Origin of the sequence: Microbaculum marinum (assembly GCF_037855135.1) — a bacterium.
In the GTDB taxonomy this organism is placed as follows: domain Bacteria; phylum Pseudomonadota; class Alphaproteobacteria; order Rhizobiales; family Tepidamorphaceae; genus Microbaculum; species Microbaculum marinum.
In genome coordinates this window covers 46,382-69,850 of record NZ_JAZHOF010000002.1, presented here as the reverse complement: position 1 = coordinate 69,850, position 23,469 = coordinate 46,382, and the positions used below count along the sequence as shown (strand labels likewise).

The following is a 23,469-nucleotide window of genomic DNA, read 5'->3' as shown; positions in this document are numbered from 1 at the left end:
CGCGCCCCGGCGGATGACTCAACGAACGGGCCGCGCCGTTCGGCTCACTTGCTGCACGCGTTCGAAACGGTCTTCAGCAGTTCGGCGGCCAACGGACCGTTCTCCTCCGCCCAGGCATTCCACATGGGCTTCGTCACGTCCCGCGCCGTCTGAATGTCGCTTTCGGAAGGATCGATCAGCTCCATGCCTTCCTCTTCGAGCTTGCTGCCGGCCTCGACGGCTGCCGTCTCGATCGCCTCGCGGAACTGGAGCTGCCAGTTCTGCACCGTGTCGTCTAGGGCGGCACGGACATCGTCGGGCAACTTGGCGTACTGCTCCTCGTTCACGGCGATGACCTGGTTGGTCATGGTGAAATTCAGCATGTAGCCATAGTCGAGAACCTCGTAGAACTTCCAGTCATAGGCGGGGATCGCCGCCGTGACGGCACCATCGACGACGCCGCGCTGCAGTGCCGGAATGACCTCGGCCGGCGTGATCGCCACGCCGCTGGCCCCCAGCAGGTCAAGCATCTCGACCTGGGTCTTGTTCCAGGTGCGGATCTTGCGGCCCTTCAACTCCTCGATCTTGCCGATGTCCTCGGTCAGCCAGATCTCCTGCGGAGGCATGGTCCACGCGGTAAGGCCGCGGACCCCGAACTTCTCCTGAAGCCGGCCATCGATGATCGGCAGCGCCTCGTCCGCGGCGGCGTAGAACTGATCCATCGACGTGCAGATGAACGGCAGCACGAAGACGTTCAGCTCCGGTACCTCGCCGGCCACGGGTCCGATGGCCAGGTCGGCCATCTCGACCTGATTGGTCGCAACGATCCTGAGCACGTCGGAGTTCTTGTAGGGCAGCTCACCTGCCGCATAGACGTCAATCTTCAACTTGCCGCCGGTCGCCTTCTCGACGTCCTCGGCAAAGGCCCGATAGAGCTGAGTCGGCTTGTCGTTGACGGTGAACGGCGTGAAGAGCTTCCAGTTGAAATCGGCGGCATGTGCAATGCCCCCGCCGAGGCCCGCGCCCGTCAACAGCACGGTCGACGCCAGCCCCACCACCCCGAATTCGTGAATCAGGTTCATTGATCTTCCCTCCCATCCTTATTGGCGCGAGACAGTAGGTTTTCGATCAATTTCTGTCAACTACGGTCATAATCGCTCGATTTCACCCAGTCGCTGATTCCTGGATGGCTACGGGGGAACCTCCAAACGATCGGTCCGGAACGTGAGCGTACAACCCTGGTGAGAAAACCCTGGCTTCGTGCTGATGCTCGAGGCCGCGACCGGTCAGCAACGCACGCAGCCGGGCAGCATCGTCAGCGAAGGGGCACGGCCGTCGCCGTTCCCGGAGACTAGCTCACGGCCGCGGACGCGAATCGCGTCCTGGAGAATGCGGAGATGTCGAATTCGGGCGCGGTGCCGGCCAGTGCATCCGCCATCAGATGGCCGCAAAAGGCACCGGCGAGATTGCCCGAGAAATGCCCCGCATTGATGGCGAGGCCGTCAACACCGCACCGCACATCCATCGCCGGCAGGGTATCGGGCGTCTGCGCCACCACCCCGGCCCAATGAGCTTGCAGCGGCAGGCCGGCAAGCGCGGGGAAGTTCCGGCACATGATCGAGAACGCCATCGCCTGCCCGGCGACGGTCGCCTGGTCGGAAGTACTGCCGACCTGGTAGGCGCAGCCGAACTTCAGCGTCCCGTCGGCGGCGGTGGCGATCTGCTCGGTGAAGCCGAGTTCGGGACTGAGCCGCTCGGTGGGATCGCGCGGCAGGCTGTCGGGATCGACGCCGGCCGGCGTGAAGAACCGGAACAGCGATTGGCCAGCAACGACCGGCCCGAGCCGGAACGGCGCAGGACCGGCGGACGCCGCCTCGAACCGGGTCGGGCGAAAGTCGATCGCAAGGCCGAGCGGCGCCAGCAGTTCGTTCGACCACGGCCCCGCGGCGACCACGACGATGCCGGCGGATACGGTTTCGCCGCCTTCGAGCACCACGCCGCTGCATGTCGAGCCGGCCGCGTCGAGACGGCTGACGCGCGCCGGCGCGAGAATGTCGCCGCCGTTGCTGCCGAACTCGTCGGCCATCAGCGCAACGAGGCGCGCGGTGTCCTGGTGGGCGTCGAGCGGATTCCACACCGCGCCCGACACGTCCGGGCCGATTTGCGGGCACAGGTCCAGCAGGGCGGTCCGATCGACCAGCTCGACGGGAAGACCCGCCGCGTTGCGGTCGGCAACGAAGGCGCGCGCCACGGCCGCCATCGCCTCGTCGCGATAGAGGATCAGGCCGCCGCTGTCGCGGAACCCGAAGTCCGGGAACTGCGCGGCCACCCGTCCCGCGTAGTCGCGGGCCGCAAGGGAGAACCGCATGGCAAGGCCCGGGGCCTTGGTCTGCAGCCACAGAAAGCCCGGGTTGCGGCCGGACGCGCCCCAGCCCGGGTGACGGGCGTCGAGCAGCGCGACCGACATGCCGTGGCGGCGCAGACAGGTGGCCGTCGCGGTCCCGGCGATGCCGGCGCCGACGACAACGGCGTCGTAGGTTCTGGCCGCCACCCTGGCCCCCTATCCGGCTTGCCGGACGACCGGATTGCGCAGCGTCCCGATCCCGGAAATCTCGATCTCGACGACATCGCCGTCCAGCAGGTTCGGCGACGTCCCCTCCGTCCCCATCCAGACGACGTCGCCGGGATACAGCGTGAGGTACCGGGTCATCCGCACCAGATAGTCGACGATGCCGAAGATCATGTCGTTGGTCGCGAAGCGGATCTGCTCCTCGCCGTTGAGCCGGACGACGGTCTCCAGGTCATCGAGGACGACGTCGGTCTCGATCCAGGGGCCCATCGGCTTGAAGGTGTCGGTGTTCTTGGCACGCCAGAACGTGCTGTCGGTCTTCTGCCAGGTCCGCTCGCTGACATCGTTGCCGATCGTGTAGCCGAACACCGCCGACAGGGCATTGTCGCGGTCGAGGTTCTTCGCCTTGCGGCCGATCACGACCACGATCTCGCCCTCGTAGTTCACCTTGTCGGTGGCGTCGGGGGGAACGATGATCGGTTCCTCGTGGGCGATCAACGCGTTGGTCGCGCGGTAGCCGATATTCGCTTCCTTGGGAGCGGGACGGTCGGGGCTCGCCAGCCCCGCGGAGGCAGCATGGGCCTGGTAGTTGAATCCTGCCGCATAGAAGGTGCGCGGAAACACCGGCACGTCCAGCCGGACGTCGGCGAGATCGAGGCACCGGTCCTCGATCTCGTAGTCGGAGAACATGTCGCCGCGCACGGGGCGCACCGTCGAGCCTTCAAGGATGGCCGTGCGGACCGCCCCGTCGTCGTGAAAACGTATCCATCGCATTCGCCGGTTCTCCTCGGGCCAGCGCCGGTGCCGCGACCGGTCGCCGGCGGCTAGTGGTTGACGAGCTTCAGGTACTGGAATTCGCGAAGACCTTCCATCCCGCCTTCGTATCCGTACCCGCTGTCGTCGATGCCGCAGTTCGGCGCATCTGCGGCGATCCCCTTCAGCCGGTTGAAGCTGACGCTGCCTACTGCGAGGCCGGCCGTCGCCTGCGCCCTGCGGTCGCGCGAGGCGGTGAACACATAGGATGCCAAGCCGTAGTCGGTGGTGTTGGCCTGGCGTATGGCATCGTCGAAATCCTCGAATCGCGACACCGCGAGAACCGGGCCGAAGGGCTCCTCGCGCAGGATGCGGGCGTCCGCGGGGACATCGGTCAGGATCGTCGGCGGCCAAAAGAAGCCCGGTCCGGCGGGTTCTGCGCCCCCGATCAGCACGTTCGCGCCGCGATCGACGGCATCGCCGATCAGTGCACGCATCGCCTCGATGCGGCGGGCGTTCGCCATCGGGCCCATGTCCGTTGCCGGGTCGCGGCCGTCGCCGACCCGTATGGCGCCGGCCATCGCGACGAGATGCTCCAGGAACCGCTCGTAGACGGTCGCCTCGACGATGACCCGGCTCGGCGCGTTGCAGCTCTGCCCGGCGCATTCGAACTTGTAGTCGCATATCGCGCGGGCCGCGGCGGGCAGGTCCGTGTCGGCGCAGACGATCACCGGCGAATGTCCGCCCAGTTCCAGCACGCAGCGCTGCAGGTTTGCGGCCGCCAGCGCGGCAAGCTGCTTGCCGACCCGGGTGGAACCGGTGAAGGTGAGCGCCTTCACGGCCGCGGAGGCGACGAGACGCCGGGATATCTCCGGCGGATCGCCGAACAGGAGGTTAACGACACCCGCCGGCGCGCCCGCTTCGTGCAGGACCTCGACGAGATGGCACCCGGCACTCGGTGCCTCTTCCGCCGCCTTGAGGATGACGGTGCAGCCGGCGACCAGCGGCGCGGCGAGCTTGCGGGCATTGAGGACGGCCGGGTAGTTCCAGGGCGTGAACGCGGCGACGACGCCCACCGCGCTGGGAACGAGGGTCCGGCTTCGGTCGAGCGCGACCGGCGCGCACAGGTCTGCCGCGTTGGCGCCGTACCATTGCAACGTCTCGACGGCTCTTGCGTATTCGCCGCGTGCTTCGGCAACGGTCTTGCCCTGTTCCTCGGACAGATCGGCTGCGGCTGCATCGAGCCGTGCGTCGAGCAGGTCGGCGGCATCCAGCAGGATCCGCCCGCGATCGTCGGGTGCGCGCGCCCTCCAGGCGTCGAGAGCCCCGGCTGCGGCGGCAAGCGCATCGTCGATGTCGTCGGGCGCGGCGCAGGCGACCTGCCCGATGCCGCGCTCGGTTGCAGGATCGATCAGGTCCAGGCGGTGCCCGCGCGCGCCCGGCCGCCAGTCGCCGCCCACGAACAACAGGTGATTCCGCGCCATCGCGTCAGCGCTCGCGGATCATGTCGGAGGCCTTCTCGGCGACGACCATCGTTGCGGTGTGCGTGTTGGCGGAGGGTATGCCGGGCATCACCGAGGCGTCGGCGACGCGTAGCGCCCCGACACCATGCACCTTCAGGCGATCGTCGACGACGGCCATCGCGTCGTCGGGCGAGCCCATTCGCGCGGTGCCGACGAGATGGTAGCCGGTGGAGCCGTTTCGCCGGCAGAAGTCGAGCATCTCGTCGTCCGTGTGCACCTTGTCGCCGGGAATGGTCTCGGCTTCCAGATAGGCCGCAAGACCAGGGGAATGCAGGAGGCTGCGGACGAAATTCATGCCTGCGACCATCACCTGCCGGTCGATGGGGTGGGCGAGGTAGTTGGGCTGGATGACCGGGTCGACGCGGACATCCAGCGAGCGTGCGTGGACATGACCACGGCTCAGCGGCCGATGCTGCCAGGCGCCGCCGGTGACGCCCGGGTAGCTGTCGAGCACGTAGTGCTGGCCTTCCTTGTAGCTCCCCGGCGTGAACACGCATTGCAGATCGGGAAGGTCGAGCTCCGGCGAGGACTTGCGGAACAGGTAGATCTGAGACGGCGTGAGGGCGAGGATGCTCGGGCGCTTCGCCGCCCAGCGCAGGATCTGCCCGGCCAGGCGCGGACCTCTGGCGAGCTCGTTGAGCGTCACGACATGAGGCCTCGCCCGCATCACCAGGCGGGCGGAATAGTGATCGATCAGGTTGGCCCCGACGCCGGGGCGATCGGCGACGACATCAGCGCCGATATCCCGCAGCAGGCCGGCGGGGCCGATGCCCGAGATCTGAAGCAGCCGGGCAGTGTTGACGGTTCCGGCGCACAGGATGACCTCCCGCTTCGCCTTGATCGTCTCCTCCGCCTGGACGCCGTCGCGCAGGACGCGCACGCCGGTCGCGCGGGTACCCTCGAAGGTCACGGCAGTGGCCGTCGCGCGGGTCACCAGACGGATCGCGCCGCGCCGCATGGCGGGCTTCAGATAGGCTTTCGCAGTGGTGGAACGCAATCCGCGGTCGATGGTGCGCTGGAAATAGCCGACCCCTTCCTGGTCGCCTGAATTGTAGTCCGGGTTACGAGGCATGCCGGCCTTTACGGCGGCGTCGATGAAGGCCTCCGAGACGGGATGGATCCAGTCCATGTCGGTGACCGGGATAGGGCCGGACCGACCCCGCACGGCCTCGTCGGTGCCCCCGTCGGAACCGCCGCCGATCCGCCGCTCGACGCGCCGGAAATACGGCAGCAGGTCTTCGTAGCCCCAGCCGCGGTTGCCGAGCTGCGCCCAGTGATCGTAGTCGGCCGGTTGGCCGCGGACATAGATCATGCCGTTGATCGCGCCGGACCCGCCGAGCACCCGCCCCTGCACCGTCGCGATTTGGCGGCCAGCGGTTCCCTCGGAGGGTTCGGTGCGGAACTGCCAGGTGACAGAGGGCTCGGAGAGGAGCCGGGTGAAGCCGGCCGGAACATGAATCAGCGGATGACGGTCGGCGGGGCCGGCCTCGACGACGCAGACCGTGGTGCCGGTGTCCTCGGCAAGGCGCGCCGCCAGGATCGAACCGGCCGTCCCCGCGCCGACAACGATGTAGTCGAAGGCCTGCGCCACCGAGATGCCGGCGGGCATCTAGCTGGTCCCGCCGGCTACCATGGCAGTCCCGCCTCGGCCAGTTCGCCGCTGAGCCGGGCGAGGAAGGCCCGGCAGGCATCGATCTCGCTCAGGTCCAGAAATTCGTCCGGCTTGTGAGCCTGGTCTATCGAGCCCGGGCCGCAGACGACGGTGGGAATTCCCGCCTCGCGGCTGAACAGCCCCGCCTCGGTACCGTATGCGACCTTGAGGTGATCGTTGCGGCCAACGAGCCGCTTGATGAAGGTGACCGCGGGATCGCCGGCGTCCGTGGACAGTCCCAACAGTTCGACGACCGGCTCGATCTCGACGGAACTCGTCGGCTCGATGGCGCGCATCCGCGGCAGGACCTCGGCGTCTATCCGCGCCCTCAGCCGGGAGATCACCGTAGCCATGTCGAGTTCGGGAAGAGAGCGGATGTCGAACTTCAGCTCGCATGTTTCCGGCACCACGTTATACGCGGTGCCGCCATGGAGGGCGTTCACCGAGATCGTCGAGTGCGGGATCTCGTACCCGTCCTCGCGCGGGCCGGTGGTGGCCTGCTCGCGCGCGAGGTCCCTGATGATCGCAGCGATGTCGGCGGCATACTCCACCGCGTTGACGGCCTTTGGTGCCAGGCTGGAGTGGGCCGAGCGACCATGCACCGTGACCCGGTAGAAGCCGCCGCCCTTGTGGCCGACGACGACCTGCATCGAGGTCGGTTCGCCGACGATGCACAGCGCCGGCCTGACTTCAAAGCCGGCCAGCCGGTCGATCAGGCTGCGGACGCCGGTGCAGCCGAGTTCCTCGTCATAGGAGATGGCGATGTGGACCGGAACCTTCAGGTCAAGCGTCACCAGGGTCGGCACGAATGCGAGCGCGATGCCGACGAAGCCCTTCATGTCGCAGGCGCCGCGGCCGTAGATCCGGTCGTTGTCGATGCGCAGGGCGAAGGGGTCGGCGGTCCAGGCCTGGTCGGCGATCGGGACGACGTCGCTGTGGCCCGACAGCACGACGCCCGGCCGGTCGTCGGGGCCGATGGTCGCCCAGAGGTTGCCCTTGGAGCGGTCCTCGTTCCAGAGGATCTCGCTGTCGACGCCGTGATCCGCCAGGAAGCGGGCGACATAGTCGAGCAGGTCGCGGTTGGGCCGGTCGGAGACGGTGGGGAACGCGATGAGGTCCCGGATCACGGCGATGCAGGCGTCGCGATCGGGTCCGGCCGGTCCGGTCATGGCTCGGCCGGCCGGAACACCGGAAGCGGCGGCAGGCCGTCGCGCTCCCGCCAGTCGAGGGTCACGCGGTCGCCGATGGCCGCGTCCCCCGCGATGATGTTGGTCAGGAGCCGCGGCCCCTCGTCGAGGTCGACCAGCGCAACCTCGTAGGGCGGGGTCAGCTCTTCGATCACCGGGACGCGCACCGTGGTCAGCGAGTAGACGGTGCCGGTGCCGGCGACGGCGACCCAGTCCAGCGCGTTGCTTTCGCACTCCAGGCAAAACGGCCGCGGGTAGAACTGATGGGAACCGCAATCGGCGCACTTCTGGACCAGCAGCCGGCGCTCCGCGCAGGCCTTCCAGAAGGTCTCGGTGGTCGGGTCGGCGGCGCCGACGGCGATCAGGTCGGTTGTGTCAGTCACGGGCCAGCACCACTGTCGAGGCGGTCGAGAATGCAAGACCGCCGGTGCCGTGCGCAACCGCAATTTCGGCGCCGTCGACCTGGCGGTCGCCCGCCTCGCCACGCACCTGCCGCACCGCCTCGATGAGCAGCAGGATGCCGAGCGCGCCGGGGTGACAGTAGGACAGTCCGCCGCCCGACGTCATGCTCGGCAGGCTGCCGCCGGGCCGGAGCCGACCGTCGGCGATGAAGTCGCCCGCCTCTCCCTTGCCGCAGAAGCCCAGGTCTTCCAGGTAGAGCAGCACCGCATGGGTGAAGTTGTCGTAAGGTTCGAACACGTCGACGTCGCCGGGCCTGATGCCGGCCATGCCGAAGGCCTCGCGACCCGAGACCACGCCCGGCGTGACGGTCAGGTCGGGGCACTGGGCGACGTTCCACTGAACGTGGCTTTCGCCTGCGCCGAGGATGCGTACAGGCGTCTTTACGGCATCGCGGGCGCGGTCCTTGCGGGCGATGACGATTGCGCCGCCGCCGTCGGTGACGAGGCAGCAGTCGAGCTTGCGCAAAGGATCGCAGATCATCGGCGAAGCCATGACGTCGTCGAGCGAAAGCGGGTCGCGTACCCAGGCCCTTGGATTGAGGGCCGCCCATTGCCGGGCTGCCACGGCGACCTCCGAGAGATGCTCCAGTGTCGCGCCGTATTGATGCATGTAGCGCGCCGCGGACAGGGCGTAGTGGCCGATCGGGAAGTGTATCCCGTAGGGCGCCTCGAACTGGCCGGTCAGCGAGCCGTCGAGACTGTCGGAGGCGCGCTTGCGGTTGCGCCGGCTGCGCTGACGGGAGGCATAGCCGACCAGCGCGACGTCGCAGCGGCCCGCCGCGATCGCCAGCATCGCGTGGTGCACGAAGAACTCGAAGGAGGCCCCGCCCATGTCCGAGGACTCGGCATAGCGCGGCTGGATCCCGAGGTACTCGCCAAGCTGGACCGAGCCCTCCTCGCCCATGTAGTTGGTGAACAGCGCGTCGACGTCGGAGAAACGCAGGCCGGCCTCGCCCAGCGCTTCCTGCGCGGCGACCGCCACCATCGAGAACTCGTTGTGGTCGGGGACCTTGCCGAGGGGCGTCTCCGCGGCGCCGACGATGTAGACCGGCGGCTGCGCCATCAGACGGGCCTCGTACGTGCTGCGCCCGGCCCGAAGACGCGTCCCAGCCCGGCGCCGGAGAATGCAACTTTCGATGGAACCACGGCGCACCCGGAGTCATGCTGGAGACACCGTCGGAGGACCGATTCGCCGCCGGATCCGCACGGGGTCACTGGAGATTTGCGGACGTTCCCCTAATATGAATATGAAGTCAATGTCAAATTTGGAACGCGAACTCGCGAGCCGGCACAATGGCGTCGGCGGCTGTTCCGGCAACATTGAATGTTGGCGGGAACGGTGCGATAGCACGATCTGGAGGGCCTGAAGATGGATGGGCAGGCGGCGGCGCGCGGTGCGGCACGCGGCTCCACACGGGGAGCGAAACACCAGGTCGTGGTCGACGACGGCGAGGGCCGGTATTGCGACTACCTCGCCGGCCGGCTGGAGACGCAGGCGTTCGCCTCCAAGGGCGACCGCACCAAGTTCCGCCTGAAGATCGCCGCCGCCAGGGCGCTCGAGGAGATCGGCTACCAGGCCCTGAAGGTGTCCGACGTATGCGCCTATGCCGACGTGGCGCTCGGAACTTTCTACGTCTATTTCCGCGACAAGAACGACATCGCCATCGAGGTGGTGCTCGAATTCGTCGACCACCTCTACGAACGCGCCAAACAGGTCAGCCGCGGCACCGGCGAGTTCGAGGCGATCTACTACACCAACAGGTTCTTCATCTCGGCCTACAAGGCCAATGCTGGCCTGATGCAGTGCCATGTCCAACTGCAGACGCAGGTGCCGGAGTTCCGCGACCTGTGGCAGCCACGGCATTTCAAGTGGATAGAGAAGCTCGCCCGGTCGATCGCCCGCCGCGGCCGGGTGGAGGAGGACACCCCCGGCTCGCTGCTGCAGATGGCCCGCGCGCTGGAGGGGATGGTCTTCCACTATCTCTACGCCGTCATCATCAACAGGGATCCCGCCTTCACCGACGGCGAGGTGGACGACGACGAGGTGGCGATGATGTTGTCGACGCTGTGGTACCGCGCGGTCTACTGCAAGGATCCGCCGGCAACTTGACGGGCGGCGGGCGCCCGAAGGGCCCCCGACACCACGTGCAGCTCCCGACGCCCCAAAAAATTGATATTGACGTCATATTCAAGATCATTACTATTCTCGTACGGAGCGCCACGCGGGAGAGAATCGGGCGGGCGAAAGAGGCTCCGGAGGGGCCCCGGAAAGGTCCGGGACAGTTGTTCGGCCGGCCCGCGGGGCCGGGCCGCAGCGGGGGAGCATGAATGACGCATCGCCGGCTTGACGGGCGTGTCGCGATCGTAACGGGTGCCGGCCGCGGACTTGGCCGGGCCTATGCGATCGCCCTTGCCGAGCAGGGTGCCGATGTCGTCGTCAACGACCTCGGCGGCGACCTGCAGGGCAACGGGCGCGATCCGGCGCCGGCGCGCGAAGTCGTCGAGGAGATCACCGCGGCCGGCGGGCGGGCCGTCGTCAGCCCTCACGACGTCGCCGACTGGAACGATGCCGCCGCGATGATCGACCAGGCGCTCGAGGCCTTCGGCAGGCTCGATGTCCTCGTCAACAATGCCGGCATCCTGCGCGACCGGCTGTTCGCCAACATGTCCGAAGAGGAATGGGACGCGGTGATCCGGGTCCACCTGAAGGGCCACGCCGCGCCGGCGCGGCATGCCATGGCCTACTGGCGCGCCCGGTCGAAGGACGGCGAAAAGGTCGCCGCCTCGATCGTGCACACGACGTCGCTGGCGGGACTGATCGGCAATTTCGGCCAGGCCAACTACGCCTCGGCGAAGCTCGCCGTCGTCGGCCTCAGCCGCACGCTGGCGATGGAGGGCGCGAAGTACGGCGTCCGCTCCAACGCGGTGTCGCCGTCCGCGCGAACCCGCATCGAGGCGTCGCTGCAGGCACCGCCGCCGGATCAGTTCGACGTCTTCGCGCCGGAGAACGTCGCGCCGCTGATCTGCTGGCTTGCCAGCGCCGACTGTCCCGCTAACGGCCAAGTGTTCCAGGCCTACGGCAACCGGGTCGAGGTGATCGCGCCCAGCGCGGTGGCGGTGGACGTGCGCACGCAGGGCAAATGGAGCGTCGACGAGATCGATGCGGCCATCGGCCGGAAGCTGCCCCGGCTGCCAACGCTCGGCGATTTCGTGGAAGGGCTCTAGCGATGACCGCTGCGATGTCCAGCGCAACTTCAGAACCCGCCGCGATGATCGGCCTGTCGCGCGACTCCGAGGAGTTCCGCACCGACACCCACCGGCTGGCGCAGTTCGCCCGGGCCGTCGACGATGCCAACCCGCGCCACCTCTCCGGTGAGATCGCGCCGCCGGTGTTCGCGCACGTGCCGGTCATGCAGTCGATGGTCGAGGTTCTCGGCCGCATCACGCCGGCCTTCATCCTGCACGGGGAACACGATTTCGTCTTCCATGAGCCGATCGTGCCGGGCCAGCGGCTGTTCTCGGTTTCGACGCTGCAGGGGATCCGCGGCACCCGTGCCGGGACCGTCTTCATCGTGCGCTCCGACACGACGACCCACGACGGGCGGCTGGTGTGCAGCCAGTACAGCGGCTGCCTTCTGCCGGGCGAGCGCCACGAAGACGCCGGCGAACCGGTTCCCGAACGCCCAGCCCCCGAGCGCGGCGCCACGTCCTCCGAACGCTACGCCCTGTCGCCCGATCAGACGCGGCGCTACGCCGACGCCGCCCGCGACTACTCCGCCTACACGATCGATCCGGCGGCGGCGGCGAAGGCCGGCTTTCCGGCGCCGATCGTGCACGGCATGTGCACCCTCGCCTTCGCCTCGCGCGCCATCGTCGACAACCATTGCGGCGGCGACACGCGGCGCCTGAAGCGCTTCGGCTGCCGCTTCACCGGCCCGCTTCTCATGACACCGGGCCAGGAGTTGACGGTGGTCCACTGGAGCGGCGGCGCAACCGGCGTCGGGTTCGAGGCCACGGATTCGGAAGGCACCGCCGTGATCCGCAACGGCTACGCGGAGATCGAGCCATGAGCGCCGTGATCGATGCACTGGCGCCGCGCCGCATGGAACTGGGTTCGACCCGTGTGCCCGATCGTCCGGCCCACTGGGTCAAGCACGAGAACGTTGCCCCGGACTGGAGCGCGGTGCCGCAGCAGACGGTGATCGAGGTCGTCAGTAAGGGCTGCCTGGAAGACCCCGAGCGGCCGGCGATCATCATCGACGGCGGACCGGTGATGACGCGCCGCGAGTTCCTCGACCGGTGCCAGAAATTCGCCGGCTATCTCAGCGGCATCCTCGCTCCCGGCGACCGGGTGGTCGTCATGCTGGACAACCGCCTGGAGTTCATGATCGCGCTGTTCGCGATCATCGCCAACCGCTGCACGCTCGTGTCGATCGCCCCCACCGCGATGGCCTATGACGCCGGCCACATCGTCAGCGACGCGATGCCGACGGCCGCGATAGTCGGCGAAGCGCAGGCGCCGATCATCGAGGCGGTCAGGGACCGGGCGCCGGGGCTCCGGAACATCATCACGGTCGAGGGCGAGGAGCCGAATGGCCTGGCCGCCTACGAGGACGCCGCCGAGCCCCTCGACTTCACGACCGTCGGCTGCCAGCGCGAAGACATCATAACGGTCTATTACACCTCGGGCACCACCGGCGCGCCGAAGGGCTGCATGCTTCACCACGGCTGGTGGCTGCGCGTGATCGACCTCGATCTTCGGATGTTCCGGCGCGGCTGGCAGGACCGGCAGCTCTGCTGCCTTCCGTTCTACTATGCGGATCCGGCCATCCAGCTGCTCACCTCGCTCGCCTCGCGCGGCACGCTGGTGGCGATGCGCCGCTTCTCGGTCTCGCGGTTCTGGGAGGTGGTGACGACCTACGACGCCACCGAGATCCTGTCGATCGCCTCGATTCCCGCGCTGCTGACCAAGGGCGAGAAGAGCCCGGCAGAGCGCGACCACAGGATCCGGCTGGCGATTCACGCCGGCCTGCCGAAGGACCTGCACCACGAACTGCTCGAACGCTACGGGTTTCACTGGCACAACCAGTACGGCAGCACCGAGGGCGGCGTGATGAGCCGGGTGCCGCACCACCTCGCCGACGAACTCGTCGCCACTGGAACCATGGGTGTCGAGCCGCCGGGCGTCACCGTTAGGATCGTCGACGACAATGACGTCGACGTTCCGGTCGGCGTGGCGGGCGAGGCGCTGATCGGTGGACCGGACCTCTATGCCGGCTACCTGAACCGGCCCGAGGTGACGGCCGAGGCGAACCGCGGCGGCTGGTACCATTCCGGCGACGTGGTGCGCCGCGACGAGCGTGGACTGCTCTACTTCGTCGGCCGCAAGAAGGAAATCATCCGCCGCTCCGGCGAGAACATTTCCGCCGCCGAGGTGGAGGGCGTGCTGTGCGCCCACCCGGCCATATTGGAGGCGGCCGTCTTGCCGGTTCCCGACGACCTGCGCGGCGAGGAGGTCAAGGCCTACGTCCAGCTCAGGGCGGGCGAAAGCCCGGAGACGCTGCCGCCGGAAGCGATCCTGGCGCACTGCAAGGCCAATCTCGCCGCCTTCAAGGTGCCGCGCTTCATCGAGTACCGGCTGACCGACTTCGAAAGGACACCGTCCATGCGTGTCCAGAAACAAAGCCTTCTGAAAGAGAAACCGGACCTGCGTACGGGGGCATGGGACAGCGAAACCGGCACAGTGGGGGAATGACCGGCCCCTCACAGGGCGGACCGGCGGCAGCCGACGGCGCGCCGGAGCCCTGCGACCTGCTGATCGTGAACGGCTGCGTCCTGACCATGGACGGCGACCGGACGATCTACCGGGACGGCGCCATCGCGATCCGCGGCAGGGACATCGTTGCGGTCGGCCCCAGACGCGAGATCGAGGCCGCCTGGACGGCGGAGCGGCGCCTAGACGCCCGCGGCGGCACCGTGCATCCCGGCTTCATCGACGGGCACTACCACGCCGGCCTGCACCTGTGCCGCGGCTCGATCACCGACGACCCGAATCCTCCCAAGGAACTGACGGCGGGCGGCAACCTGTTCGCCCGCTGGATCAACGCACTCACCGACGAGGACGAGTACGCCAGCGCCCTGATGGCCTCCAGCGAACTGGTGCTGAACGGCTACACCGGCTTCGTCGACGCCGCGACAAGCTTTTCGCCCGACGCGATCGTCGCCGGCGCCGAGGCGGTCGGCATCCGCAGCTCGGTTTCGGACTGCATGCTTTGGGACCTGGTCGGCGGCGAGCCGATGGCGGCCGAAGTGCCCCGGGCGCCCTGCGACGGCGAACGCTGCCGCAGGGAAATGGGCGGCCAGCTCCATCGCAACGCCGACCCCGACGCGCTGGCGCGCGGGCACGTCGCGCTCTACGGAGCCGGCAGCGCTACCGAGGAACTGATGCGCGAGGCGAAAACGCTGGCAGACCGCGAGGGCGTCGTCTTTCACCAGCACCAGAGCATCGTTCCGGAAGATGCCGCCTACGACCGGGAGCGCTTCGGCGGCCCGCCGCTCGTACGCATGCTGGAGCGCGGCCTGATCGGCGAGAACAGCGTCTTCACGCACATGAACATCCTTGACCCGGCCGAGGTCGACGCCGTCGCCGAGAGCGGCATGGCACTGGTCTGGCACCCCGGCAACCTCATGTACTATTCGATCTCGCAATCGGCGAAGAGCGCGTTCCCGACGCTGTACCGGCGCGGCACCTCGGTCGCATTCGGCACCGACATCGCCAAGGCCTGGGCATTCGGCGACCTCGGCTTCATTGCCTATCTCGTCAGCCGGGAATGGAACGACTACCTGCCGAGCGAGGCGATCCTGGAGATGTTCACGCTCGGCGGGGCGCAGGCCATCGGCATGGCCGACCGGCTGGGCGCAATTGCGCCGGGACGGCGGGCCGATATCGTCATCCGCACCAGCGAGCTGCCCGACGCACAGCCCAATATGGACGTGGTGCGGCAGCTGATGCAGATCTCGCGCACCAAAGGCGTCCACACGGTGCTGTGCAACGGCGAAGTGGTGGTGCGCGGCGGCCGGCTGGTGCGAACTGACGAATCCGAGATCTACGCGATCGCACGACGGTCGGCGGAACGAATGGCCGAACGCGCCGGCACGATGCCGATCGTGCGCTGGCCGACGGTCGACTGACGCGATGGCAGCGCTGACACCAGCCAGTGACCGGCGAGGCCTGAGCCCATGACCGAAGTGCGGTTCACCGGCGTGACCAAGGCATACGGGTCGATCAAGGCGATCGACGACGTGACGGTGTCGGTCCGCTCCGGCGAATTCGCGACCGTGCTCGGGCCGAGCGGATCCGGCAAGACGACGATGCTGTCGCTGATTGCAGGCATCTCGCGGCCGACATCTGGCCGGATCGATCTCGGCGACCGGGAGATCACCAACGTTCCCGCGGCAAACCGCAACGTCGGGCTGGTGTTTCAGAGCTACGCGCTGTTTCCGCACATGTCGATCTTCGACAACGTCGCGTTCCCGCTTCGCGTCCGCAGGATCGGCGCGGCGCGGCTGCGCGACATGGTGATGGACGCGCTGCGGCTGGTGCGCCTCGACGGGCTCGAAAAACGGCGGCCGCACCAGCTCTCCGGGGGACAGCAGCAGCGCGTCGCCCTCGCCCGGGCGATCGTCTTCGAACCCGAGATCCTGCTGCTCGACGAGCCGCTCGCCGCCCTCGACCGCAAGCTTCGCGAGGAGGTGCGCTTCGAGATCCGCGCGCTGCAGCGCAAGCTCGGCATCACCACCATCATGGTCACTCATGACCAGGAGGAGGCGCTGTCGCTGTCGGACCGGGTCGTGCTGCTGTCCTGGGGCCGGGTCGTCCAGGTCGGCACCCCGGAGGAGATCTACCACCGGCCGCGGACGCGCTTCGCGGCCGATTTTCTCGGCATCGCGAACTTCGTCGACGGCACCTACGCCGACGGCCACATCACCGATGCGACCGGACAGCGGTTCGCCTGCGGACCGCGCGAGGAGCGCGACGGCGAGACCGTCTGCGCCATGCTGCGGCCGGAGGACATCCGCATCGGCCTCGAAGGCGGCTTTCTCAAGGGCGTCATCTGCGACGTGGTCTTCCTCGGCGAGCTGGTGCGCTACGTCATCGAACTGCCGGGCGGCCGGCGGCTCACGGCCAACACCTCCGGCGCCTTCGGCCTGCACGAGACAGGCGCCGAAGTGATGCTGTCCTGGACTCCCGAACGGATCTGGATCGTACCAGACGGCGCGGCGGACGCCTGAGGCGAGAAATGCCGCCGTGGCAGAGCGGCGGTCGCAAGGAACACTCTGCCGAATAAGAAAGGAAGGTGCTCCAATGAAGATACGAACAGGCAAGGCGGTGCTGCTGTTTGCCGCGTCAGTGGCCGTGGCCGCCTGGGCCGGCAGCGCCCAGGCCGAAGGCGAACTCCACGTCATGAACTCCGGCGGCGAATATGGCGATGCGCTCGACAAGTGCGTGAACGAGCCGCTGCTCGCCGACGAGGGCATCAAGGTGATCACGGAATCGCCTGGCGGCTTCGCCAAGCTGCAGGCACAGGCGAAATCGGGCGTGATCACCAACACGACGACCGACGGCTCGACCGGCGACCTCTACCGGATGATCGCCGCCGACCTGATCGAGCCGATCGACTGGACGAAGCTGGACCCCGAGCCGATGTTCGACGAGGCCAGGAACGAACACGGCTTCGGCGCGCAGTACTACTCGACGATCATGGCCTGGCGGTCCGACGCCAAGGCGCCCAAGGACTTCGCCGAGTTCTTCGACACCGAGAACTTTCCCGGCCGCCGTGCGCTGCCCGACTACCCCGAGTTCGTGCTGGCGTTTGCCGCGATGGGCGGCGGCATGACTGCCGACGAGGTCGCCGAGGGGATCGACCTCGACAAGGCCTTCGAGACGCTCGAGCGGATCAAGGGCGACACGATCTGGTGGCAGTCCGGCGCGCAGCCCGCCCAGCTCCTGAAGGACAACGAGGCGCAGTACGCGATCGCGTGGTCGGGACGCGTGATCGACCAGGAAGGCGTTGAGCACAGCTTCAACGACGGCATGCTCGACATCTCGTGGTGGGTGGTGGCCAAGGGCATCACCGACGAGGAGCGCGACATGCTGTACAAGTGGATGGCGGCGCAATCGAACGCCGAAAAGCAGGCCTGCCTCGTCGAGGCGATCCCGTACCCGGGGCCGAGCCCCGACCTGGCCAGCCTCGTATCGGAGGATGTCGCGAAGAACTTTCCGACCTATCCTGCCAACAAGGACGTGCAGTGGCTGATCAACGGCCAGTGGTGGCATGACAACGCTGCCGAAGTGGAGCGTCGCTGGAACGACTTCAAGCTGAACCAGTAGTCGTCGGCGGCTGAGCGAATGCAGGGCCGATGAGAGTTGAGGCGACATCGACGCAGGACGCCGCGGCACGGGTTGCCGCGGCGTCCTCGCGTCCGCGCCGCGCGGAGCGGCGCTGGGAGCTGCTGGTGCTCCTCATGCCGATGCTGCTGCTCGCGCTGTTCGTTTTCGACCTGCCGATCCTGAACACCGCCTACTGGAGCATCACCGATCCCGCGACCGGGGGGATCACATGGCGGCGCTTCGGCGACTTCCTGGCCACGAGTTCCTACGGGCGGGTGATCTGGCGGACGTTTCTGATCTCCCTGGAGGTCACCCTGATCTGCGTCGTCCTCGGCTATCCGCTGGCCTACTGGGCGACGAAACTCGGGCCACGCGGACGGATGGTGGTCCTCGGCCTGGTGGTGACGACGTTCTGGGTGTCGATCCTGGTCAGGACATACGCCTGGATCGTCATCCTTGGCAGCGCCGGGCTGGTGAACCGAAGCCTGCAGTGGGCAGGCCTCATCGAGACACCGATCGCGTTCCTCTACAACGAACTCGGCATACTGATCGGCATGGCGAACGTGCTGCTGCCGTTCCTGATACTGCCGGTGTTCGCGATGATGATGAGCGTCGACAAGCGCCTGCTGCAGGTTGCCGAAACGCTCGGCGCGAGCCGCATGCGGATCTTCTGGACGGTGTTCTTTCCGCTCACCGTCCCGACGCTCGCCGCTTCGGCGATCCTCGTCTTCATACTGAGCCTCGGCTTCTACATCACGCCTGCCGTGCTTGGCGGCGGCCGGGTACCGATGATCGCCAACATGATGGACCTGCTGATCAACCGGTTCGCGCGCTGGGAGATGGCAGCCGTCGTCTCTGTGGTGCTGATGGCGATCACCCTGTCGCTCTATGCCGTCTACCAGGCCCTGCGGGAGCGGCGGCAATGAACCCGCTCCGGCACCTCGCGCGTTCCTGGCTTCCCGTATACGGCCTCCTGGTGCTGACCTTCCTGTTCCTGCCGGTGCTGATCGTCGCGCCGATGTCGTTCTCGGACGCCAAGTCGCTGGAGTTTCCGCCGCCCGGCTTCTCGCTGCGCTGGTACCAGTCGCTGTTCGGGACGTCGGTCTGGGTGGATGCCGGCATCAACTCGCTCGTGCTTGCCACCCTGTCGAGCAGCATCGCCCTGATCTGCGGCACGCTGGCGGCCTACGTGCTGGTACGCGGCCGCTTCTTCGGCCGGCGGCTGCTGGAGGCCAATTTCGTGGCGCCGATGATCGTCCCGGGCATCATCACCGCCGTGGCGCTCTACATCTTCTTTGCCCGCATCGGCCTGCTCGGAACCTTTCCCGGTCTGGTGCTGGGCCACACGATCCTGGCCGTGCCCTACGTGGTCCTGCTGATGCAGGCGGCCATCCGCGGCTTCGACATCCGCATCGAGCAGGTCGCCGCCACGCTCGGTGCCTCGCAGTTCCGGATCCTGACGAACGTGGTCCTGCCCAACCTGTGGCCGAGCGCCGCGGCCGCCTGGATATTCTCGTTCGTGCTGAGCTTCGACGAGGTGGTGGTGACGCTGTTCATCTCCGGCGCACACCTGACCGTCCCCAAGCGCATGTTCAACGAACTGATCATCCAGGTGAATCCGACCATCACGGCGGTGGCGACGCTGCTGATCGCGTTCAACCTGCTGGCGCTCGTGATCCTGCTCGTGGTCGCGCGGCGCGGTCGGCTCTTCGAGCAGGCTGCGTGATGCCCAGGGTCGGAGAGATCCTGGGGACCTGGGACTGCCGTGTCGAGGCTGGCAAGCTCCGCGAGTTCGCCCGCGCCGTCGGCGACACGTCATGGCGGGACGACACGGTCACCGCACCGCCGACCTTCACCGTCGCCTGTTCCGCCGAGTTCGTCGAGAGGCTGGTGACGGAGATCCTGCCGGTCGACCGGTCGCGAACGGTGCATGGCTCGCAGAGCTACGAGTATCTCGCACCGATCCGCGCCGGAGACAGGCTGCATGGCGAGGCGAGGCTGCTGTCCGACGAGATCAAGACGGGGCGACGCGGCGGCACGATGCGCGTCATCCGGGTCGCCATCGAGTACCGCAACGCCGACACCAGCGCGCCGGTCTGCCGCGAAATCATGACCACGATCGAGACGGAGGCGGCGGGGCGATGAACGCCAGCGACCTCGAGCCCGTCGAGTTCGCCGCGCTGACGCGGACGGACTTCGTACGCTACGCGGGGGCCTCCGGCGATTTCAACCCGCTCCACCACGACGCCGAGTTCGCCCGAGAAGCAGGCCTTCCCGACGTCATGGGACACGGGATGCTGTCGGCGGGGCTGCTGGCGACGGCGCTGACGAGATGGTTCGGGCATGGCGCGATCCGGGCCTATGCGGTGCGTTTCCAGACGCCGGTCTGGCCGGGCGACCGGCTGGTCGCGCACGGCACCATCACCGGCGACACCCGCGACCACGCGGATTGCACCGTTGCGGATGTCGAACTGGTCCTGTCCAGAGCCTCCGGTGACATCGTCATAACCGGCACGGCGCGTGTCTTGCGCGCAGGCGGTCAGGACCGGTCGGAAGATGAGGGAGAACGTACGTGACGGCAGATCCAAGCCCGGTCCGCGCCGCGCGCCAGGAAGATCGGGCCGCCTTCCTGGCAATGTGGGAGGACTTCATTTCTCTCGACCCCGGCGAGCCGGGCAATCGCGCGATGGGGGACGTGAACTGGGCGCGCCTGATCGACCCCGGCCATCCGCTGCGGTGCCTGATCGGCGTGGACGAGGACAACGTGCCGCGCGGCTTCGTGCTCTACCTCGCCCTGCCCTTCACCTGGAGCGCCGGCGACATCTGCTATCTGCAGGACCTCTACGTTCATCCGGATGCCCGCGGAACGGGGCTCGCCCGGGCGATCGTCGACGCGCTGACGGCGATCGGCCGCGAGCAGGGGTGGTACAAGGTCTTCTGGATGACGCAGCACCACAACGTCGCTGCCCAGCGCTTCTACGACAAGTTCGCCGAGCGCAAGGACTACGTCAGGTACGACCTGACGATCGGCACGCCTTGAGACGGCCGTTGTTCACGCCATGCAGCCCGCCAGTTCGCCGGTGCGGGCGCCGTCCCTTTCAACGGTCGGGACAGGACGTCGTGCCCAGCCGCCGTCCGGCGCCTTGCCTGCGGTAACGTCGCAGACGCCGGGCATCACCTGAAGGCGCGCGACGAAGGTCGCAGGATCGAGGTGACCGGCGGTCCGGTAAACGACCTCGATCGACGACAGGTCGGAGTCGATTGAATCCATCACCACGCGGTGCACCTCGAAGCCCATGCGCCGAAGCGTATCGAGCATCCGGGGCATGTGATCGCAGGGCGGCGACGACCGGAAACGGGCAAAATGCATAATGGCCTCCATTTCCCGAAACCATATCCCGGATTGCGGATCATATCCTTTTGAATCTCTTCATTGTATGTCGGATTGGCAGATCACCCTTTTGCATTTCGGTGGAGAGGCAGTATGATCTTTCCTTACTCAAACGGATTGGAGCCGACTATGCCGAAGCCGCCTGACCGGATCGACCGTCGCATTCTCCAGGCGCTGGTCGCCGATGGACGGCTGACCAACAACGAACTGGCGGAGCGGGTCGGGCTCTCGGCCAGCCCCTGCTGGCAGCGGGTGCGCCGCCTGGAGCGTGACGGGTTCATCCAGGGCTACACGGCGGTGCTCGACCAGAGCCTGCTCGGCGCGACGGAAACCGTAATCATCGAAGTCACGCTGGAACGCCACGACGACGAGATCCTCGAGGTCTTCGGCCGCGCCATGGCCGAGATGCCGGAGGTGCTGGAGGTTTATCTGACGACCGGCGAGTACGACTATTTCGTCAAGGTCGCGGTGAACGGGACCGCCGGCTACGAGGCATTCCTGCGCACCAAGCTGTACAAGGTTCCCGGTATACGCCACTCGCGGTCGAGCTTCGCCCTGCGGTGCCTGAAACGGACCCACTCGATCGTGCCCGACGAGGAGTGATGCTCTCCCATCTGACAGGGACGAGTGGACCCATCGCCGTGGGTGCGGGACCGGGATCTGCCGCCAAATTGACGGGCCCGGACGGTATTAGTAAATAACCGGTTAGTGAATCCGGGACGCCGATGGCAAAACGACAACCAGAACAGACCTATGAGCGGATACTGAACGCTGCGGCGTTCGAGTTCGCAGACAAGGGCCTCAGCGGTGCCCGGGTCGACGCCATCGCGGAGCGGGCCGGCGCCAACAAGCGCATGCTCTATCACTATTTCGGCAACAAGGAAGCGCTGTACCTCGTCGTGATGGAGCATGCCTACGAGGCTATCCGCACCGCCGAACAGGAGCTCGAACTGGAAAGTCGCGAGCCAGTCGACGCGATCCGGGAACTGGTGCGGTTCACCTTCAACTATTTCGTCGAGCATCCCGAGTTCATGCGGCTGCTCAACAACGAGAACCTCTACAACGCCCAGTACATCCGGCAGTCGAACAGGATCAAGGCGCTGCACTTTCCGCTGGTCGGCTATATCGGCGAGGTTCTCGAGCGCGGCGAGCGCCAGGGACTGTTCCGCAGCGGCGTGGACCCGGTCCAGCTCTACATCTCGATCGCCGGCATCGGGTACTTCTACCTCTCGAATTCGGCCACGTTGGAGACCATCTTCGACCGCGACCTGCACAGCGAGCAGGCGCTGCAGGTTCGCCTGGACCACATCACGGCGATCATAGTCGACTATCTGACGACGACGTCAGGCGACCGCCGCGACACCTCCGAGGCCAGCCCTCTCCCCGGGATAGCCGCCTCCCCCGCCTGATGACGATACGACTGGTCCGGCCGCAGAAATGGGCTTGACTCGGGTAGTAACCAACCAGTTAGTTATTAGCGTCGTTACCCATCAAAAACGCGGACGCCCTCATGATCCGCAACGGGAGGAAACACATGATCCTGAAATCCATCGTCACCGGCGTGGCGGCGCTTCTGCTCGCCGGCAGCGTCCATGCCCCGGCTCAGGCGCAGTGGCAGCCTGAAAAGCCGCTTCGCATCATCGTTCCGTGGGGCGCCGGCGGCTCGACCGACCAGGTCGTCCGCCTGCTTGCTGCGGACATCGAGGATGCGCTCGGACAGACCGTGGTCGTCGTCAACCAGCCCGGTGGCGCCGGCGCGGTCGGCACCAAGGCCGCCCTCGACGCCGATCACGACGGCTATACCTGGACTGCCGGCGCCGCCAAGGACCTCGGCACCTACGGGGTCACCGGCGCGATCGATACGCACCTGAAGGACTGGAATCTCTACCTGGCCCTGGTGAACTTCACGGTGATGTCGGCCAATCCGGACTCAAAGTTCAAGTCGGTGGAAGACGTCGTCGCGGCGATGAAGGACGATCCGGACAGCGTCACGATCGCAACCGGCGGAATCAACTCGGCAAGCGGCGCCGCGGCCGAAGCGCTGAAGGCGGCGACCGGCGGTGAGTACAAGATGGTCACCTACGACGGCGGCAATCCCGCGGTCATGGCGACGGTCGCCGGCGAATCCCAGATCACCACGCAGCTCATCTCCGAGCAGTTCGAGATGCTGCGCGCCAAGAAGCTGACGCCTCTGGCGGCCTTCACCAACGAAGCCGTGACCCTGGAGGGAATCGGCACGATCCCCTCGATCAAGGATGCGGTGCCGGATGCCAAGGTCGGCCCGGTCTACTTCGGCATCTGGATTCCGAAGGACGGCACCCCGGAGGACGTGATCGCGACGATGGACCAGATCTGGGACGACAAGATCGCCAACTCGCAGAAGCTCAAGGAATACGCGGATTCCAAGGGTCTGTCGCTGAACGTGAAGCACGGCGAGGAAGCCTACGAACAGGCGTTTCCGAGCACGCAGATCAATGCCTGGCAGATCCACGACGGCGGCAAGTCGAAGGTCAGCCCGGACACGATCGGCATCCCGAGGCCCTGACCCGACCTCCAACCGCAGG

Annotated in this window: 24 protein-coding genes; 15 read left to right on the top strand and 9 right to left on the bottom strand. The window is 67.1% G+C overall.

Annotation, left to right across the window (positions count from 1 at the left end; all coding sequences use genetic code 11):
• Nucleotides 1-44 precede the first annotated feature (44 nt).
• The 8 genes from V3328_RS03810 to V3328_RS03775 form a co-directional block, all read right to left on the bottom strand.
• A complete protein-coding gene (locus V3328_RS03810) occupies nucleotides 45-1,061 on the bottom strand; it encodes a TRAP transporter substrate-binding protein (RefSeq protein ID WP_340328330.1) in 1,017 nt (338 codons plus the stop codon).
• 269 nt (nucleotides 1,062-1,330) lie between these two features.
• A complete protein-coding gene (locus V3328_RS03805; protein WP_340328329.1) occupies nucleotides 1,331-2,530 on the bottom strand; it encodes an NAD(P)/FAD-dependent oxidoreductase in 1,200 nt (399 codons plus the stop codon).
• Nucleotides 2,531-2,539: 9 nt separating this feature from the next.
• On the bottom strand, nucleotides 2,540-3,322 hold the full coding sequence (locus V3328_RS03800) for a fumarylacetoacetate hydrolase family protein (RefSeq protein WP_340328328.1): 783 nt from the start codon (nucleotides 3,320-3,322) through the stop codon (nucleotides 2,540-2,542).
• Nucleotides 3,323-3,372: 50 nt separating this feature from the next.
• Nucleotides 3,373-4,785 (bottom strand): aldehyde dehydrogenase family protein, encoded by a 1,413-nt coding sequence (locus V3328_RS03795; protein ID WP_340328327.1) that lies wholly within the window; start codon nucleotides 4,783-4,785, stop codon nucleotides 3,373-3,375.
• A 4-nt stretch (nucleotides 4,786-4,789) separates the two neighbouring features.
• Nucleotides 4,790-6,433 carry a GMC family oxidoreductase gene (locus tag V3328_RS03790; RefSeq protein WP_340328326.1) on the bottom strand — a complete coding sequence of 548 codons (1,644 nt, stop codon included), beginning with the start codon at nucleotides 6,431-6,433 and terminating at the stop codon, nucleotides 4,790-4,792.
• A 17-nt stretch (nucleotides 6,434-6,450) separates the two neighbouring features.
• Nucleotides 6,451-7,644, bottom strand: coding sequence for an acetylornithine deacetylase (argE, locus tag V3328_RS03785; RefSeq protein WP_340328325.1), 1,194 nt, complete (start codon nucleotides 7,642-7,644; stop codon nucleotides 6,451-6,453).
• Nucleotides 7,641-8,045, bottom strand: a complete 405-nt coding sequence (locus tag V3328_RS03780; protein WP_340328324.1) for a Zn-ribbon domain-containing OB-fold protein — start codon at nucleotides 8,043-8,045, stop codon at nucleotides 7,641-7,643. Before V3328_RS03780 ends, argE begins: the two co-directional genes overlap by 4 nt.
• Complete coding sequence (locus V3328_RS03775) at nucleotides 8,038-9,186, bottom strand: acetyl-CoA acetyltransferase (RefSeq protein WP_340328323.1); 1,149 nt, start codon at nucleotides 9,184-9,186, stop codon at nucleotides 8,038-8,040. The genes V3328_RS03780 and V3328_RS03775 overlap by 8 nt, the downstream gene beginning before the upstream one ends.
• A 306-nt stretch (nucleotides 9,187-9,492) precedes the next feature.
• On the opposite strand from V3328_RS03775, the gene V3328_RS03770 reads away from it, so the two are divergent.
• The 12 genes from V3328_RS03770 (at nucleotide 9,493) to V3328_RS03715 (ending at nucleotide 20,554) form a co-directional block, all read left to right on the top strand.
• Nucleotides 9,493-10,233, top strand: coding sequence for a TetR/AcrR family transcriptional regulator (locus tag V3328_RS03770; RefSeq protein ID WP_340328322.1), 741 nt, complete (start codon nucleotides 9,493-9,495; stop codon nucleotides 10,231-10,233).
• Between the two features lie 218 nt (nucleotides 10,234-10,451).
• Nucleotides 10,452-11,348, top strand: a complete 897-nt coding sequence (locus V3328_RS03765; protein ID WP_340328321.1) for an SDR family NAD(P)-dependent oxidoreductase — start codon at nucleotides 10,452-10,454, stop codon at nucleotides 11,346-11,348.
• 2 nt (nucleotides 11,349-11,350) lie between these two features.
• Nucleotides 11,351-12,193 (top strand): MaoC/PaaZ C-terminal domain-containing protein, encoded by an 843-nt coding sequence (locus V3328_RS03760; protein ID WP_340328320.1) that lies wholly within the window; start codon nucleotides 11,351-11,353, stop codon nucleotides 12,191-12,193.
• Complete coding sequence (locus tag V3328_RS03755; RefSeq protein ID WP_340328319.1) at nucleotides 12,190-13,878, top strand: class I adenylate-forming enzyme family protein; 1,689 nt, start codon at nucleotides 12,190-12,192, stop codon at nucleotides 13,876-13,878. Before V3328_RS03760 ends, V3328_RS03755 begins: the two co-directional genes overlap by 4 nt.
• Nucleotides 13,875-15,314 (top strand): amidohydrolase family protein, encoded by a 1,440-nt coding sequence (locus V3328_RS03750; RefSeq protein ID WP_340328318.1) that lies wholly within the window; start codon nucleotides 13,875-13,877, stop codon nucleotides 15,312-15,314. The genes V3328_RS03755 and V3328_RS03750 overlap by 4 nt, the downstream gene beginning before the upstream one ends.
• 48 nt (nucleotides 15,315-15,362) lie before the next feature.
• Complete coding sequence (locus V3328_RS03745; RefSeq protein ID WP_340328317.1) at nucleotides 15,363-16,415, top strand: ABC transporter ATP-binding protein; 1,053 nt, start codon at nucleotides 15,363-15,365, stop codon at nucleotides 16,413-16,415.
• Between the two features lie 73 nt (nucleotides 16,416-16,488).
• The gene (locus V3328_RS03740) at nucleotides 16,489-17,514 is read left to right on the top strand and encodes an extracellular solute-binding protein (RefSeq protein ID WP_340328316.1); all 1,026 of its coding nucleotides are present in this window, start codon (nucleotides 16,489-16,491) and stop codon (nucleotides 17,512-17,514) included.
• 29 nt (nucleotides 17,515-17,543) lie between these two features.
• Nucleotides 17,544-18,440: an ABC transporter permease gene (locus tag V3328_RS03735; RefSeq protein WP_340328315.1), complete on the top strand. Its 897-nt coding sequence runs from the start codon at nucleotides 17,544-17,546 to the stop codon at nucleotides 18,438-18,440.
• A complete protein-coding gene (locus V3328_RS03730; protein WP_340328314.1) occupies nucleotides 18,437-19,240 on the top strand; it encodes an ABC transporter permease in 804 nt (267 codons plus the stop codon). The genes V3328_RS03735 and V3328_RS03730 overlap by 4 nt, the downstream gene beginning before the upstream one ends.
• Nucleotides 19,240-19,659: an FAS1-like dehydratase domain-containing protein gene (locus V3328_RS03725; protein WP_340328313.1), complete on the top strand. Its 420-nt coding sequence runs from the start codon at nucleotides 19,240-19,242 to the stop codon at nucleotides 19,657-19,659. Before V3328_RS03730 ends, V3328_RS03725 begins: the two co-directional genes overlap by 1 nt.
• Nucleotides 19,656-20,090 carry a MaoC/PaaZ C-terminal domain-containing protein gene (locus V3328_RS03720; RefSeq protein ID WP_340328312.1) on the top strand — a complete coding sequence of 145 codons (435 nt, stop codon included), beginning with the start codon at nucleotides 19,656-19,658 and terminating at the stop codon, nucleotides 20,088-20,090. The genes V3328_RS03725 and V3328_RS03720 overlap by 4 nt, the downstream gene beginning before the upstream one ends.
• A complete protein-coding gene (locus tag V3328_RS03715; RefSeq protein ID WP_340328311.1) occupies nucleotides 20,087-20,554 on the top strand; it encodes a GNAT family N-acetyltransferase in 468 nt (155 codons plus the stop codon). Before V3328_RS03720 ends, V3328_RS03715 begins: the two co-directional genes overlap by 4 nt.
• Before the next feature lie 12 nt (nucleotides 20,555-20,566).
• On the opposite strand, the gene V3328_RS03710 is transcribed toward V3328_RS03715, so the two are convergent.
• Complete coding sequence (locus V3328_RS03710) at nucleotides 20,567-20,884, bottom strand: hypothetical protein (RefSeq protein ID WP_340328310.1); 318 nt, start codon at nucleotides 20,882-20,884, stop codon at nucleotides 20,567-20,569.
• Nucleotides 20,885-21,034: 150 nt separating this feature from the next.
• On the opposite strand from V3328_RS03710, the gene V3328_RS03705 reads away from it, so the two are divergent.
• The 3 genes from V3328_RS03705 to V3328_RS03695 all read left to right on the top strand — a co-directional run bounded on the left by V3328_RS03705 (nucleotide 21,035) and on the right by V3328_RS03695 (nucleotide 23,450).
• Nucleotides 21,035-21,508, top strand: a complete 474-nt coding sequence (locus V3328_RS03705) for an Lrp/AsnC family transcriptional regulator (RefSeq protein ID WP_340328309.1) — start codon at nucleotides 21,035-21,037, stop codon at nucleotides 21,506-21,508.
• 122 nt (nucleotides 21,509-21,630) lie between these two features.
• The gene (locus V3328_RS03700; RefSeq protein ID WP_340328308.1) at nucleotides 21,631-22,314 is read left to right on the top strand and encodes a TetR family transcriptional regulator; all 684 of its coding nucleotides are present in this window, start codon (nucleotides 21,631-21,633) and stop codon (nucleotides 22,312-22,314) included.
• A gap of 125 nt (nucleotides 22,315-22,439) precedes the next feature.
• Entirely contained in the window at nucleotides 22,440-23,450 is a 1,011-nt protein-coding gene (locus V3328_RS03695) for a Bug family tripartite tricarboxylate transporter substrate binding protein (protein ID WP_340328307.1), read from the top strand.
• The last annotated feature ends 19 nt before the right edge of the window (nucleotides 23,451-23,469 follow it).